Origin of the sequence: Octadecabacter dasysiphoniae (genome assembly GCF_021532615.1) — a bacterium.
GTDB classification, from domain to species: domain Bacteria; phylum Pseudomonadota; class Alphaproteobacteria; order Rhodobacterales; family Rhodobacteraceae; genus Octadecabacter; species Octadecabacter dasysiphoniae.
The window spans coordinates 214,529-229,863 of the sequence record NZ_JAKGAQ010000002.1; the positions used below are offsets into that span (position 1 = coordinate 214,529).

Sequence of the window (15,335 nt, forward strand, 5' to 3'; positions counted from 1 at the left end):
CTTGACGTGCGCCCGCGAACCGTGAAGCGTGGCGGCAAATAACAAAGGGGTCGCACCATGACCAAACTTCACAAGAAAATCGTTCTCACGGGGGCCTGCGGCAACCTTGGTATGGAAATCCGCGCAACCCTTGCGGCGCTCGCGGATACGCTGGTGTCTGTCGATATTAGCGACGCCCCTGCAACGCTGCTGGACAACGAAACATTCGTGCAAGCCGATTGTTCCAAACTGGACGAAGTTTTGCCCCTGATGGAGGGCGCAAACATCGCCGTCCACTTCGCCTCAATCGCGGATGAGCGCCCCTTCGAAGACCTGCTAGGCCCGAATTTCCTGTCGTCTTACAACGTCTGGGAAGCAGGCCACCGCCATGGCGTGCAGCGCGTGATCTATGCGTCCTCCGTGCATGCAGTGGGCATGGTTGAAAACGCCGCCGGTGCGGACCTTGATGTCGATCACGCGCCCGATACGTTCTATGGCTTGGCCAAATGTTTCACGGAAGATCTGGGTAAACTTTATTGGGCAAAACGCGGTATGGAATCCGTCCATTTGCGGATTTTCTCCTGTACGAAAGTGCCCCAAAACGCGCGCGCATTGCGCACATGGCTCAGCTTTGATGACCTGCGCCACCTGGTTGATCGGTCTGTCACTGCGACCACGACAGGATTTACGGTCGTTTACGGCGTGTCCGACAATGACCGCGCGCCGGTCAACAACGATAAGGCCGCGTTCCTTGGATATAAACCAAAGGACAACGCTGAAAACTGGGCGGACAGCCTGCTGGCCTCTGCTGCCCCCGCTGATCCGTCAGATCGCGCGCAAATGTGCATCGGCGGACCCTTTGCAACCATCCCATTGGGCGAAAGCGGCGTTGCAGCCATCAAGGCCATGGCACCCGCCGAACAGGCCGCCACAGATGACGCCAAAAAGCTTCCTTCGTTTTTGACGAAAAAGGGCATGAACCCCTAAAACGTAATGTCGAACCGTGCGCCTGCGTCCGTGGGCACAAGCGCGATATCTGCTTCGTGCGCTTCAAGAATGCGGCGCACGATGGACAGCCCCATGCCCGTGCCACCTGCCTCGCGGCGGGTGGTGAAGAAGGGCTCAAAAATGCGGGCGCGGTTGCCGTGCGAAATACCTGTACCATTGTCCTGAATGCGCAAGGTATCGCCATGCACCGCAGCCGTGATTTTTGTGGCACCATGGGCCTTGGCATTGCCGGCAAGGTGTTCAATCACCAGCGTCAACGCCTCAGCCGGAAGGGGGACGTCCCCGTCCTGCACCACTTCAATATCCTTGGCCACATCCGACAGACGTGCAACACCGCGTGCACTGGGTTCTTGCGCGCGCGCCAACGCCCTTTGCGCATCAAGCAACGCGGTCATCCGCGCGGCAGCCGCCTCGACCTTGGCCGTAAGCCGATCCCGCTCCACCGCTGGTAAATCGGGCAAGGCCAGCAATTCCGCCGCGCCGCGCACGACGGTCAATGGCGATTTCAACTCATGCGTGACGTGGTCCGCATAGCCGCGCAAAACTGTCTCACGGTTGCGCAACGCACGCCCCATATCCAGAAACGATTGCCCCAAGGCCTGCATGTCAGACGTGCCGTATTGATCCAGCGGGTCCAACGCGTCCTCCTCACCTGACCGAAGCGCCCCAACGCGGACACGCATTGCTTGGACCGGCCGCAATAAAAACCGCCAAAGCCCCCAGCCCATCACAAATGTCGCCGCAAGAACACCGAAACCCGCGGCATAAGCGGCCTCTCGATACCCCATCAACGGGGCCATATATCTGACAAACACAATCCCGATCAGCGGCAGGCACAACACCACGCCCAGCGTCACAGCCACGACCAACCATAACGGCGGGCGCCATTTGCGTGTGATCCGCGTCATCCCGCGCACGGCCCCATGCGGATCCCGATCCCGTGCATGGTTTCAACCGCATCCACGCATCCCGCCGCCTTCAACTTGGCGCGCAAATTCCGCAAATGACTGTCCATGGTGCGGTCGCTGACGTGGATATTTACACCGTAAATCGCATCCACCAAAGCCGGGCGCGCATGCACCTGTTCGGGGCGCGACATCAGCTTAACCAGCAAATCCATCTCGCGGGCGGTCAGGGCTACGACCTCTCCGCGCACGCGGGTCAAATGGCGGCTGGGATCGACTTCGATAATGCCATGTCGCAAGGGCCGGTCTTCTGGCGTAACACCGCCGCGCCGCAAAATCGCTTTGACGCGGGCGACCAGTTCACGCGGCGAAAACGGTTTGGGCAGGTAATCGTCCGCCCCCATTTCAAGGCCGATAATCCGGTCAATTTCATCCCCTTGGGCGGTCAAAAACAGGATCGGCACATCTGATGTCACCCGCACCGTGCGGCAAACTTCAAGCCCGTCCATTTCCGGCAGGCCAATATCAAGAACCACCAAATCCGGTTTGATACGCGCAACAGCTGCCAGCCCTTCGCGCCCGTCACCTGCTTCTTGGGTCTGGAATCCCGCTTGGGTCAGCGCAATGCGCACCACGTCGCGAATGTCCGCGTCGTCATCGATAATCAGGATCGTATTGGTCATATGTCGGCACCTTTGGGCGTTTGCAGTGACCCTACCCTACAAATCCATTTGTGCAGACAGGTTAACCCGTTTGTGCAGTTTTTGTGCAGACGCTAAAGCGCCTTTTGCGCCGCATCGCGGATCGCGGCGATGTTGCTGCCATACACCTGCGGCGCATCAACCGACCCGCCGCGAAACACCGCTGATCCAGCAACCAGCACATCCGCACCCGCCGCCGCCACAAGCGGCGCAGTCGTCGGATCAATACCACCATCAACCTGAATGTGGATCGGCCGATCACCAATCATACCGCGGCACCGCGCCACTTTATCGACCATCGCATGGGTGAATTTTTGCCCGCCAAAACCGGGGTTGATCGTCATGATCAGGATCATGTCGATATCATCCAGAATATCCTCAACCACGGACAGCGGCGTTGTCATATTAAGCGCAACACCCGCCATCTTGCCCTCTGCGCGCACTGATTGCAGTGAACGGTGCAAATGCGCGCCCGCCTCTGCGTGAACCGTGATCATGTCACTGCCCGCCTTGGCGAAGGCACCAATATAAGGGTCAGCCGGCGAAATCATCAAATGCACATCCATAAACGTCTTTACGTGTGGGCGGATCGCCGCGACGACATTCGGCCCGATCGTCAGGTTCGGCACAAAATGCCCGTCCATGGGATCAACGTGAATCCAATCCGCGCCCTGTGCCTCGACGGCTCGAATTTCCGCGCCCAGATTGGCGAAATCGGCAGACAGAATGGATGGGGCAATTTTGATAGAACGATCAAATGACATGCGCAGTTCCTTTGCGGTTTCGTGTGCTGACTACCGCGCCAATGCCCCCCGTGCAATCCCGCCATGAGCATGGTAATTTGACGCCATGAACATCATGACCCTGTCCGCAAACGATACCTTTGCCGCTGAAGAAGCCTTTGTTCTTAGCCGTGCGGAGCTTGACACACGCCGCCCGCCGCACCTGCACACGCAAGATTTTCATGAACTGGTCTGGGTGCAAAACGGCACCGTGCGTTTGCACACCGATGCCGGAAAACGCGACCTGTCCGAAGGAGACGTGTTGTTCATTTCACCCGATCAACGTCACGGATTACAAGGTCGCCGCCCCAAAGGCGCGCAGGCTGATGGCGAAGCGTCCATCGTCGTGTCCCTCGCCATTCGTCCCGGTGTGATCAAGGCCATTGGCAACCGCCACGAAGACCTTGCGGGGGTTGCGTTTTGGGCCGCCACGACGGAACCGACGATCACCCACCGCGATATGCGCCAGCTCGCAGCGCTTAACCAGGCGGCCTTGCAGTTGGAACGCAGCCCGCGGCGAAAACTGTATCTTGAGGCGTTCTTGCTCCCGTTCCTCGTCGCCCTTGATCGCACGCCAGAAGGCATGGAAAACGGTGCGCCCGACTGGTTGATTGCCGCATGCACCAAGGCACATGACCCTGCCGTTTTTCGCGACGGTGCCGCTGGTTTTGTCGCCGCAACAGGGCGCGCGCACCCGCACGTGTCACGCACCATGCGCCGCTTTATGGGGCTGACGCCGTCCGATTACATCAACACCCTGCGAATGGATCACGCCGCGCGCCAGCTTACGGGAACGTCCGACCCGTTGCCCGAAATCGCGGCTGATTGCGGCCTTCCAAACCTCAGCCACTTTCACAAACTTTTCCTGTCCCACATGGGCGAAACACCCCTGCGCTATCGCCGCGCGCGTCAGGCCAACCTGATCCAGCCCCGCCTCTGACGCCCCGTCGCCGCTTGCCAAACCCTACCTTCGCGTGACAGTGTTTTGCTTCACAAATCGGAAGTCTCCCATGCAAACCATGGACCCAAAAACAACCCATCTGCCGCAAGTTCAAGAACCACGAAACGACGGAATTCCGCTCGATTTGTCGTGGGTCAAAGCGGTGCAGGCCAATACCTCAGCGATTGAACGGCGCGCCGCAACGCTGCCGGGCCGCCGCTCAGTCAAAAAGGATTATCAGGCCGCGTGGTTGTGCAAGGCAATCAGCCTGATGGACCTCACGACGCTGTCGGGGGACGATTCCGAAGGCCGCGTGAAGCGCCTGTGTGCAAAGGCCCGCCAACCGGTGCGCGCTGATTTGCTTAAGGCGCTGAACATGGAAGGCCTGACCACTGGCGCGATTTGCGTCTATCACGATATGGTCGAAACGGCTGTTGACGCATTGCGCGGCACCAACATTCCTGTCGCCGCCGTGTCCACAGGTTTCCCCGCTGGCCTGTCCCCCCTGCACCTTCGTCTGCAAGAAATCACCGAAAGCGTGAACGCGGGTGCCAAAGAAATCGACATCGTCATCACCCGCCGCCACGTCCTGCAAGGCAACTGGTCCGCGCTTTATGATGAAATGGCCCAAATGCGCGAAGCCTGCGGTGATGCCCACGTCAAAGCGATCCTCGCGACGGGCGAACTGGGCACCCTGCGCAACGTCGCGCGCGCGTCTGTCGTGTGCATGATGGCGGGTGCTGATTTCATCAAAACGTCAACGGGCAAAGAGCCCGTAAACGCGACCTTGCCCGTAACCCTGACCATGATACGCGCCATCCGCGACTACCACGACCGCACCGGTATCCGTGTCGGCTACAAACCGGCCGGCGGCATCAGCAAAGCCAAAGACGCGCTGGTGTATCTGTCGATGATCAAAGACGAACTTGGCGATCGCTGGCTGCAACCCGACCTGTTCCGCTTCGGCGCGTCCTCCTTGCTCGGCGATATTGAACGGCAACTCGAACACCACGTCACGGGCGGCTATTCCGCCGGCTGGCGTCACGCGATTGGATAAGACCATGACAGTCAAAGACATCTTCGAGTCGATGGACTACGGCCCCGCCCCCGAAAGCGCGTCCGAGGCATTGGGCTGGCTGGCGGATCGCGGCGGTATCGCAGGCCATTTCATCAACGGTCAGTGGGGCCCGCTGCGCGACGATTTTGCGTCCAACAACCCCGCAACGGGTGAAAAGCTTGCCGGTGTGACCAAAGGCACCGCGGACGAGGTCGCATTAGCCGTCGCAGCCGCCCGCAAAGCCCAACCCAAGTGGGCCAAAGACGGACAGGCCCGCGCCCGTGTTCTTTATGCCATCGCCCGCCTGATGCAGAAAAATGCGCGGCTTCTGGCGGTGATGGAAACCCTCGACAACGGTAAACCGATCCGCGAAAGCCGCGACATCGACGTGCCGCTCGCCATCCGTCATTTCTACCACCACGCGGGCTTCGCCCAGTTGATGGAGACCGAAATGCCCAACGCCGAATCCCTCGGTGTGTGCGGCCAGATCATCCCGTGGAACTTCCCACTGTTGATGCTGGCATGGAAAATTGCGCCCGCCTTGGCGATGGGCAACACCGTTGTCCTCAAACCTGCCGAATACACGTCGCTGTCGGCGATGGTATTTTGCGAAATTTGTACCGCCGCTGGCGTGCCCCCCGGCGTGGTCAACATCGTCACAGGCGACGGCGAAACAGGCGCTGCCTTGGTTGACGCGGATGTCGATAAAATCGCCTTTACGGGCTCAACCGCCGTGGGCCGCATCATCCGGGAACAAACCGCCGGATCAGGCAAAGCGCTGTCGTTGGAACTGGGCGGCAAATCCCCCTACATCGTGTTTGACGATGCCGATCTGGATTCCGCCGTCGAAGGCCTCGTGGATGCGATCTGGTTCAACCAAGGCCAAGTCTGCTGCGCCGGATCGCGCCTTTTGGTGCAAGAAGGCATCGCCGATCGTTTCTACGCCAAACTCAAATCCCGCATGGACGGACTGCGCATTGGCGACCCGATGGACAAATGCATCGACGTCGGCGCCATTGTCGACCCCGTGCAACTGGCCGAAATCACCCGCATGGTCGACACCAACACATCCGGCGAAACCTACCAATGCGCCGCCCCTGATGGATGTTTCTACCCACCCACGCTGATCACCGGCCTCGCGCCCGCCGACACCCTAATGCAAGAAGAAATCTTCGGCCCCGTGCTTGTCGCCACGACCTTCCGCACCCCTACTGAGGCGGTCGAAATCGCCAACAACACCCGCTACGGACTGGCCGCATCCGTCTGGACGGAAAACATCAACCTCGCGCTGGATATCGCACCAAAACTGATCGCTGGTATCGTCTGGGTCAACGCCACGAACCTCATGGACGCCGCCGCCGGTTTCGGCGGTGTGCGCGAAAGCGGCTTTGGACGCGAAGGCGGCTGGGAAGGCCTGATGGGCTACACAAGACCCAAAGGCAAAATGGCGAAACTCACCGCGCCAACCGCGTTCACCACCACAGATGGCACCCCCGCCGATCCACTGGATCGCACCGCGAAACTCTATATCGGTGGCAAACAGGCGCGCCCTGATGGCGGGTATTCAGACCCCGTGTTCAACAAATCCGGCAAGCTTCTGGGTCATGCGTCCATCGCCAACCGCAAAGACCTGCGCAACGCGATCGAAGCCATGGCCGCCGCCAAAGGCTGGTCAAAAACCACAGGCCACCTGCGCGCCCAGATCCTCTATTACATCGGCGAAAACCTCAGCGCGCGCTCGGACGAATTTGCAACCCGCATCAACCAGCTGACAGGCACTAAAACCGGCACCAAAGAAGTCGGCGACGCGATCAACTGCCTGTTCACGTGGGCTGCATGGGCCGACAAACATGACGGTGCCGCCAAAGGCGTGCCCATCCGTGGCGTTGCCTTGGCAATGCACGAACCCGTCGGCAACATCGCGGTACTGACGGACGACACCCGCCCGCTGATGGGGCTGATCGAACCCCTCGCGCCGGCACTGGCCATGGGCAATCGGATCACCGCAGTCGCCAGCCAACCCTTCCCGCTGGCCGCCACCGATTTCTACCAAGTGCTGGAAACCTCGGACCTCCCCGCAGGCGTCGCCAACATCCTGACAGGCAGCCACGCCGACCTCGCACCACACATGGCCGCACATGCAAACATCGACGCGGTATGGTCATTCTCAACCGCTGATGTGTCACACGTGATCGAGGCCAAATCCACTTCGAACCTCAAACGCACATGGGTCAATCACGGCACGGCCCGCACGTGGCCCTCATCCATTTGGCGCGCGCAATCGACCGAGGTCAAAACGATCTGGATCCCTTACGGCGAATAAGGGCGCGCGTCCTATTCGTCTGAGCTTTCTAAATATTCCGGGGAAGCGCGCAGCGCTGGGGCAGAGCCCCCCTTGCGCCCCGCAGGGGCGCTCCCCGCCCGCCGCAGGCGCTGATCGTCAGATCATTGGCGCTTCACTTGCGCCGCCACGTGCCCAGCCAGCGCGAAATGCGCCCCTTACGTTCCGCCAGATCAGCGTTCACATGATCCACCCGATCCCCGACCCGGTCTGCCAACGGATCAACCGTGCGTTCACGAAATTGCAGCCACATGGCCCGCAAGAAAAACCCGCCCACGATCATCGCGATGAAAATAATCAGGTTCACCCACGGGAACGGGCGAAAATCCTCACTTGGGGCGGGGCGGATGGCCACCGCATTCGGATAAATCGACGCCCAACGCACGCGCCAGCCGTAATGCGTGATCACAACCCATTCCTCAGCAGCCGTTGAAATCGACGCAGATGCCTCCGCCTGCAAATCAGAGCTGTCGAACTTGAAATACGGCGGATAAATCCAGCCCGTATCCTCATTACGATACACCATCGTCTCGTTATTGCCGCGGATCAGGCCAAACAGATATGTCGCTTTGCGCTCGGTGTTGATCAGGCGCAAATCGCGTGTGGGGTTTTCCACCGCACCACTGTCGGCCTGCGCATAAAACAACCGGTTAAAATTCGAAAAATCGGTACGGATGATCTCGGTCGATGTGACGCGCGCGATGTCTTGTTGGGGCATCACGTAATGCAAAAACAGCCCGATGATCAGGAACAAAGCGATGCGAAGGAAACGGCGAATGTTGCGCATGAGATCAACCCTTTAGTTGATGAAATAAATAATTGTGCCGACGATAAGCGGCGGGATCACAAACACGAGAAGGATCAGTTTCTTACGCAGCCCGCTCTCGTATACCATCATCCCGCTCGCGATGAAATTCGCCCGCATGTCCGGCGTCGCGTCCTTGGGCGGGTTTTCGTCCCATTCATTTTCCAGCTTTTCGCGCCGGATTGACCGCGAATAAAGCGAGACGCACAGGTACACGACCGACAGGGCCAGAAACCCGAATACGACCAATCTTACGAACGACATATCATCTCCTCTTTACTGCGCCCCAGGGTCCGACCCGATCGATCAGATCGTTCCGCGCAGTCCCCTTACCCCACGGACCTGTGGGTTCTTCCATCGCATCTTCAAAGCCGAACAGCGCCTCGCGGGTGCCCGCCTTGTCCACCTGATACTCGTTTGACAGGAAATCCGCCACATAAGCCTTCTTGGCGTCAGGCCAGTCGTTGTAGGCGGTATAAAACGCCTCTTTGTGGCAGATAAACAATTGCCGCACATCCATCGGGGACAGTTCGGACAACAGCATATTCACCATATCGGCGTCTTTGTGATCCTTGGCCCGCAGAGTGTAGAAATAGGCTGGATGTTCGCTGTCGATACGCGGCCACGCGCCGCCATCCTCGGCCCAGCGCACAAGATCAGACAGACCACGCCACGCGATAGGCAATTTATCATAGTACCGACGCCCCAAGCTGCGCAAATCACGCCGCGTTGCACCGCCCATATCTTCGCCCAAAGACGTCGCAACATCGGCCACGATGAAATCCATCTTCTGGCGCAGGATCGCGGCACTATCGATCCCGCGGGCCTCAATGATCGGTTCGGCCAAATCGTTGACCTTCAGGAATTGCGCAATCGCGGATCGCTGATCCGCACCCACCACACGATCAATCGGCAAATCGCCAAGGACAGCCAGATCCCCCATGGCAATCGCGGCAGGTTCTTTGACATTGCGAAACACATAAACGCCGCCCAGATGCGCCGTCCAAAAATTGTCCTGATCAAATGTCATCCGGTTCAGGTTCACCGGATTGCGGGTGATATCGCCCGTGTCTTTGGCCAATGAAATCATGTTGGCGATCAGCACATCATCATGCCATGCGCCGTCTTTGACCATGAAATCATCAATCATCCCGCCCAGCTTGGCCGCCGATGCGACGGCTCCGTCCGTGGTGTCTGCCTCAATCGTGACATGGCCGATGTCAAACAGCCGCGCGGGTGTATCCAGCGCATAGACAGAATTCACCAGCTCCCCCGCGACGGCATCGCGCGCAGTCAGGGCGAACAACTGCGCCTCATTGGTTGCGATAAACTGGCGCAAAATCCCGCGCGACGTCGAAAATTTCGCATTCAACAGCGGCGCGGTTTTCTGTTCTGTGGTGAGAAGAATAAACTGCCGGTTCACCCCGTGATGGTTCAGGTACAGATCATCCCCCAACTCATCCCCGACCTCGGGCGAATAGCCGGAAATATCGATGTGAAAATCGCTGAGTTCCGTCTGCTTGCCCGTCAACCGCTTCAGCGCCCGATTATACCGCTCCACCAGAATGGGGCTGACCACGGGGATGAGGTTGCCAAACATGAGCCCTTTTTCAATCAACCGCTTCATGCCCTGCCCACTTTCGACCGATGCGCCATGACGCCTAAATTTATCCTATTGAACATCGCGCGCGCCCCGGTTTTCAGAAAATTTCCGCCCCAGCCAGATGCCAAGCATCCCGAGGCCGCAATAGCCCACAAGAAATACAGACAAGACAACAAAGACAGGCCCGGACTCAGCGAGGACCGCTTGTACAAACCCATCCCACAGCGCCCCTAACGCATCAAACACGCCCGCATCACTAAGGACCAATGAAAACACACCAACCAAAAGGGCGGTGCCCGCAAAGGCCACACAGATCACCAGCACGGCAACCCCAATCCCCAATGCAAAGATGTTCCCACCTGACACGATTGCGCCGACAATGACTGCGACAATCAGGATGACCACGGCGACAATCATGCGTTCACCAAACCTCCCTCACCCAATTCTTCGGCACGCCAATCAGCGACAGCACCATCAACGGTGCCCACAACAGCGCCGAAATCAGGCTGAGTTTTGCAAAGTGGATCGGCACGGACAGCCCGCCGGTTTCCCACAAATCATCCAGCTTGATCCCTTGGCTCGCGTAAAGGATGGCGAAAAACGCGGCCCCGCTGAGGGCCATCACAAAGGTTGACGCAAACGCCAACCCGATCAGCCATTTCACCCCTTCCGGCCACCACACCGCCAATACGCGCGGCACGGCCCAGCCCAGCGCCGCGAGGCAAATGGCGGGCAACAGCAATCCGGTGGAAAATGCGTCAGCCATCCTTGCTCTCCAGATAGCGCCGCTTGGCTTCTTCGGATCGCTCAAAGTCGCGGACCATATTATCAATCGCAACTTCATCGGATTTATCGGCATAGCGGAATTCACTATCGGCGTAGCGGTTGATTTCCTGAATGACCATTTCAACCGTGATGGGCTGGCGCATATCTTTGATCATGGCCAGCTTGGTGTCGTAGTCTTTGGCCAAAAACAGATCAGGCTGTTCCATCCATTCATCAGGCAATTCAAAATCCATCGCCCGCACTTTAACGGCGTCCGTGATGTTCTTGATCGCGCGGCCTGTGAACCTTGGATCAGCCTCTTGGATGCCCTTCAGATAGGTGCCTAATTTCGCAATCGTATCCAGTTCCCCGATGGTAGAATGCACCTGATCAAACACGTTCATCAGGCCGGGTTCATGGGGTTTGGAATGCGACTCGAACGACGCCGCAACCGCCTTTTTGATTTCCTGCGCGCTGAACACCTCATGATCGCCAACTGGAATATCGTGGTTTTTGCCCATCAGCAGATAGAGGATATCGATGTAGTCGTCCCGCGTTTGCGGACCGTCGACAAGAAACCGCGCGCCCGCCCGCTGGCGCAACGCATCATCCACGTTTTCAGGGTAATTAGAAAACATACCGAACGTGCAATTGCCGCGCACAACGGTGTTGGCGCCCGCAAAACTTTCCATGAGAACGGCGGTGATTTCCAACTGCCCGGCCGAAGACTGGCGATCCCCGCGCTTACCCGCCAACTGGTCAATATCGTCAATCGTGCCAAAGCCGATGACATTGGGGTCAATCACATTGTTGATAAACGCCTTCGCGTTCTGGCCCGATTTACCCTGATAGCTGTCGATATTGTCGGTCGACAGGTTCTGATACCGGAACGGATATTCCGCGACCTTACAATAGTCGCTGATCAGCCCCGCCATCATCTGGATCAACGTCGTTTTACCCGTCCCCGGCGCTCCGTCCCCCATGAACGTAAAGATAAACCCGCCAAGGTCGGCAAAGGGGTTCAGCTTGCGATCAAAATCATAGGCCATCACCATCTTGGCCAACTTCATCGCCTGATATTTCGCGATGTGGTTGCCCACGACCTCATTGGGTTTCTTGAACGTCATGGTCAGCGTGGATGACTTTGCCGCACGCGCAGGCGTAAACCCGCGAATGGTCAGATCGTCTTCCTCGATCTTCCAGGACGCGGCAACAAACGGCTCCAGCCGGCCCGCTGTGCTGGACCGCGCCGCAACCTTGGCCATCAACGCCTCGGCGTAGGCCAGAACCGTCGCGACCAGCTTGGGTTCACTGTCCGCAAACAACCCGATGTCCTGATCCAGCTCCCACAACGCACCGTGCAACGCCAATGTGGCATTGTCCGTCAACACCTCCTCGACCTCACCGATCTCGACCGTTTCTTCGCCCGCATGGGGCGCAATCAGAAACGCCGTCGCATTGGCAAAGACATAAAGCGTCACCAACGCCTCCGCGCTCAGCAATTCGGAAAAATCCATCTTCTTGCCAGCGGCCAATGACCCTTCAAGGTTGGCGCGTTTCAAATCCGCCAGTCCGGTCCGTTCGCCGTATTGCTCCGCCACCGCCAGCGCAATCGCCAGCGCGCGACGCAATCCGTGCAACACTGTGGCCTGTGTCGGTGACGTCAGCCCATCACCCTCATCCGCGCCTTCTATGCGCGCCAGCAACTGCACCCCTTCGCTGCGCGCGGTCGAGCGCGTCACCAACCCCGGCGTAGTCGTGCGAAACCGCCGCCGCGTACCGATGCCACTGGATTTCTCGGCAACAGGCGCGTTCTTCGCCACACCTATGCGCGGTGTGTGATCAAACCCCTGCACCATCGCCGTGGCCGCATCGTAATGCTTAACGATATCTTCCTCACGCAGCTCCATCGTGTCGCTTGTCTGGCTCATGCTCGTTCCAACTTCATCTAGGCAAAAAAACTCAAATTCAGGGGTTATTTATAACTCAAAACGCTTCCGGTGGGTGAAACAACGAATTTACGCACGTCCTCGAACCCGGCGGGCTTGCGTTCTTCCAGCGCTTGATAGGGGCGCTGGGGCAAAATGATGCTGCGTTCCATGCGCGTCGCGCCGTGTTCCGCGCCCTTGCCGGCAAACGGGTCGAGCGCGAATGTCTCCCGTTCCACCGTCCCGAACCAGCCGGATTTTTCTTTGCGCGTTTCAGCTGACACCAGTTCTTCTTCGGTCCAGACCAGCGCCCAGTCTTCCCCAACGGGGGACCGCGCGACTTCCAACACTTCGCGCAATGGCCCCGCCTGACGGGTAAACGCATGGCTATACATCGGCCCCACATGAAACCGTCGCAGGCGTTTGGGGTGCAGATCGTCGAAATCCTCATCGAAACCCTTGGCGATGGTCAGCAATTTCAGACCACCCAGCGACTGCGCCATCAGATGCGCCTGCACTTCGGGCCAGCGGCGATCGTCCTTGGGCAGGCCAATGCGGCCCGTGTCCTCAAGCTCCATCATGTAGATCGTCGGTAGGTTGATCTGGCTGTCGTAAACCGCCCAATGGATCATGAATTCCCGGCGCATTTGGTGTTTGTTACCCAGCCAAACGGCCGTCGGGTCATTGCGCGGCCAGAACAATTCGCCCTTTTGCAGTTCCTCGTAATACAGCCGTTGGGACAGCGCATATTGCAGCTTCGTCGGGATCGCCTGTTCGGACAGGATCACGCGCACCATGTCCTGCTTCAGCGCCTCAACGGACCGCATCCCCGCAAGATGTTTGCCCGCCTGCGCCGCGTCACTCGCCATCGCCAGCAGCTCGTTATGGACAGGAAACCCAGAGTCCACACGATCAAACGTCAGCTTGCCCGCATGTTCAAACCGCCCCGAAAAATGGTACTTATGCGCCAGCGCTTTGAAGGTGTAATTCAGGCCGACGATGTAGCGCGTCATCACTTCGACATCGCGCTTGCTCAGCCGCTTTTCCGCCTCAAGCGTCGCGGCGACTCGGCCCAAGTGACCGATGATCGCCTCGAACTTGCCAAAATACCGCCGGGTCACACGGGTGTCTTCAAGCTGGAAATGATCGTAGGCGGTGTCAGTCACAACTACCATCTCCTCCGTTGCTGCCACCGCCTGCGCCGTCAGAATAGCCGTTGTCGGAAAAAAGGTTGAGCGCCTTTAACAATGCGATCAAACCAATTCCTGCACTCACAACTGCATAATCTCGATTTGCCGTTGCCACAGCAAAAGCTAAAACAATTCCGGAAACCACTGCAATGATGGCAGAGACCTTATTCAGCAGACTCAAACTAAGAAACCAGTGCATTTGATCTGCCGTCATCAAGCCCCATATTCATTGCTATCATGCTTCTCCACGATCTTCGCAAACCGACGCATGAAACGCTCGTCGGCCTTGGCCTTTTGCTCCAGCACTTCGCGGGCGAACACCATGTGGTCCTCGTGGGCTTCCATCATCTCGGCCATGCGCGCGTTCGTCGCGGACCCGATCGCAGCCATCGCCGTCTGCGCCTCTTGGTCGGTCTTTACACCAATCTCGTTGATGCGGTGCGCGACGTCTTGTTGCTGGGCGGTTTTCAACGATTTCGTCAGCGCATCATACAGCACCACGCGCTGCTTTGTGTCCGTCGCCAGCTTGTTGATAAGAACCATCTGTGTCGCCGCCTGGTTCTGCAATGAATCGATCCAGGTCTTACCCTTTTCGATATAGCGTTCCAGCGTTTGGGATTTCGCCAGCTTGACCTGTTCTTGTTGCACGGCCTCGTTGTAGGCGGCGTTCATCTGGGCGAGTTCTGTTTCCAGCTTCGTGCGCGCTGCCGCGTCCTGTTCAACGGAAATCTTGTTTTCGAGCGTGATAATCGCCGGATCCATGCCAAGGATTTCCGCGCGGACCGCTTCCAATTCCCCAACCACGGCCTCGCGTTCGCTCAGCGTCGATCCAAGGTTGCCCTCAACCTTCGTCTTCTGTTCTTCCAAAATCGCGAGCTGGTTTTCCAACAGCTGAGTAATCACGTCGGATTTCGAAATCAGGTCTTGCAGCTTGTCATCCACAGACGCCGTGCGCATCCGTTCTTCGCGCATGCTGTCCGACTTGGCCCCGCTGAAAAAACCGACAAAGCTTTCCCATCCGGTTTTGGATCGCATCTCGTCGAAATCCTGCTGGAACCCAGCGGTGACATCATCCAGCCCCATAATCAGTTCTGCGATGTTGGCGTTCATCAGCTCGGTGTGCGCGTGCACATCCTCAAGCGACGCATTTTCGATATCGACAGCAATATCCGTCCCCTCGGCCATTTTTTGACGGGCCGTTTCGATCCGGCTGGTCAGCTCGGAAATCTTGGATTGCGCTTCTTGCACTTGTGTCTGGGATTCACGGATTTGGGCGTCGAAATCAGCCATTTTAGTCCTCACTGCGATAATCGGTTGTGGGTTACATAGGT

At 58.1% G+C, this 15,335-nt stretch carries 16 protein-coding genes; 4 read left to right on the top strand and 12 right to left on the bottom strand.

Going from position 1 to position 15,335, the window contains the following annotated elements; all coding sequences use genetic code 11:
* Nucleotides 1-57: 57 nt before the first annotated feature.
* A complete protein-coding gene (locus tag L0664_RS07895; protein WP_235225109.1) occupies nt 58-966 on the top strand; it encodes an NAD-dependent epimerase/dehydratase family protein in 909 nt (302 codons plus the stop codon).
* On the opposite strand, the gene L0664_RS07900 is transcribed toward L0664_RS07895, so the two are convergent.
* The 3 genes from L0664_RS07900 to rpe form a co-directional block, all read right to left on the bottom strand.
* The gene (locus L0664_RS07900) at nt 963-1,895 is read right to left on the bottom strand and encodes a sensor histidine kinase (protein ID WP_235225110.1); all 933 of its coding nucleotides are present in this window, start codon (nt 1,893-1,895) and stop codon (nt 963-965) included. The two genes, L0664_RS07895 and L0664_RS07900, sit on opposite strands and share 4 nt — an antisense overlap.
* Nucleotides 1,892-2,575 carry a response regulator transcription factor gene (locus L0664_RS07905; protein WP_235225111.1) on the bottom strand — a complete coding sequence of 228 codons (684 nt, stop codon included), beginning with the start codon at nt 2,573-2,575 and terminating at the stop codon, nt 1,892-1,894. Before L0664_RS07905 ends, L0664_RS07900 begins: the two co-directional genes overlap by 4 nt.
* 92 nt (nt 2,576-2,667) lie before the next feature.
* Nucleotides 2,668-3,357, bottom strand: coding sequence for a ribulose-phosphate 3-epimerase (rpe, locus tag L0664_RS07910; protein WP_235225112.1), 690 nt, complete (start codon nt 3,355-3,357; stop codon nt 2,668-2,670).
* A gap of 85 nt (nt 3,358-3,442) precedes the next feature.
* Here rpe and L0664_RS07915 point away from each other — a divergent pair, with 85 nt between their 5' ends.
* The 3 genes from L0664_RS07915 (at nt 3,443) to L0664_RS07925 (ending at nt 7,695) form a co-directional block, all read left to right on the top strand.
* A complete protein-coding gene (locus L0664_RS07915) occupies nt 3,443-4,315 on the top strand; it encodes a helix-turn-helix domain-containing protein (RefSeq protein ID WP_235225113.1) in 873 nt (290 codons plus the stop codon).
* Between the two features lie 70 nt (nt 4,316-4,385).
* Nucleotides 4,386-5,372 carry a deoxyribose-phosphate aldolase gene (deoC, locus tag L0664_RS07920; protein WP_235225114.1) on the top strand — a complete coding sequence of 329 codons (987 nt, stop codon included), beginning with the start codon at nt 4,386-4,388 and terminating at the stop codon, nt 5,370-5,372.
* 4 nt (nt 5,373-5,376) lie between these two features.
* Nucleotides 5,377-7,695: an aldehyde dehydrogenase family protein gene (locus tag L0664_RS07925; protein ID WP_235225115.1), complete on the top strand. Its 2,319-nt coding sequence runs from the start codon at nt 5,377-5,379 to the stop codon at nt 7,693-7,695.
* Nucleotides 7,696-7,828: 133 nt separating this feature from the next.
* On the opposite strand, the gene L0664_RS07930 is transcribed toward L0664_RS07925, so the two are convergent.
* Genes L0664_RS07930 through L0664_RS07970 form a run of 9 tightly spaced genes read right to left on the bottom strand, consistent with a single transcriptional unit; the run spans nt 7,829 to nt 15,294 of the window.
* Complete coding sequence (locus tag L0664_RS07930; protein WP_235225116.1) at nt 7,829-8,500, bottom strand: DUF1523 family protein; 672 nt, start codon at nt 8,498-8,500, stop codon at nt 7,829-7,831.
* 12 nt (nt 8,501-8,512) lie between these two features.
* On the bottom strand, nt 8,513-8,782 hold the full coding sequence (locus tag L0664_RS07935) for a hypothetical protein (protein WP_235225117.1): 270 nt from the start codon (nt 8,780-8,782) through the stop codon (nt 8,513-8,515).
* A 1-nt stretch (nt 8,783) separates the two neighbouring features.
* Complete coding sequence (locus tag L0664_RS07940) at nt 8,784-10,145, bottom strand: DUF6638 family protein (RefSeq protein WP_235225118.1); 1,362 nt, start codon at nt 10,143-10,145, stop codon at nt 8,784-8,786.
* Nucleotides 10,146-10,190: 45 nt separating this feature from the next.
* The gene (locus tag L0664_RS07945; protein WP_235225119.1) at nt 10,191-10,538 is read right to left on the bottom strand and encodes a hypothetical protein; all 348 of its coding nucleotides are present in this window, start codon (nt 10,536-10,538) and stop codon (nt 10,191-10,193) included.
* Nucleotides 10,539-10,542: 4 nt separating this feature from the next.
* Entirely contained in the window at nt 10,543-10,887 is a 345-nt protein-coding gene (locus L0664_RS07950) for a hypothetical protein (RefSeq protein WP_235225120.1), read from the bottom strand.
* Nucleotides 10,880-12,817: an AAA family ATPase gene (locus L0664_RS07955; protein ID WP_235225121.1), complete on the bottom strand. Its 1,938-nt coding sequence runs from the start codon at nt 12,815-12,817 to the stop codon at nt 10,880-10,882. The genes L0664_RS07950 and L0664_RS07955 overlap by 8 nt, the downstream gene beginning before the upstream one ends.
* Before the next feature lie 44 nt (nt 12,818-12,861).
* Nucleotides 12,862-13,980: a hypothetical protein gene (locus L0664_RS07960; RefSeq protein ID WP_235226158.1), complete on the bottom strand. Its 1,119-nt coding sequence runs from the start codon at nt 13,978-13,980 to the stop codon at nt 12,862-12,864.
* Nucleotides 13,973-14,218 (bottom strand): hypothetical protein, encoded by a 246-nt coding sequence (locus L0664_RS07965; protein WP_235225122.1) that lies wholly within the window; start codon nt 14,216-14,218, stop codon nt 13,973-13,975. The genes L0664_RS07960 and L0664_RS07965 overlap by 8 nt, the downstream gene beginning before the upstream one ends.
* Complete coding sequence (locus tag L0664_RS07970; RefSeq protein WP_235225123.1) at nt 14,218-15,294, bottom strand: coiled-coil domain-containing protein; 1,077 nt, start codon at nt 15,292-15,294, stop codon at nt 14,218-14,220. Before L0664_RS07970 ends, L0664_RS07965 begins: the two co-directional genes overlap by 1 nt.
* Nucleotides 15,295-15,335 lie beyond the last annotated feature (41 nt).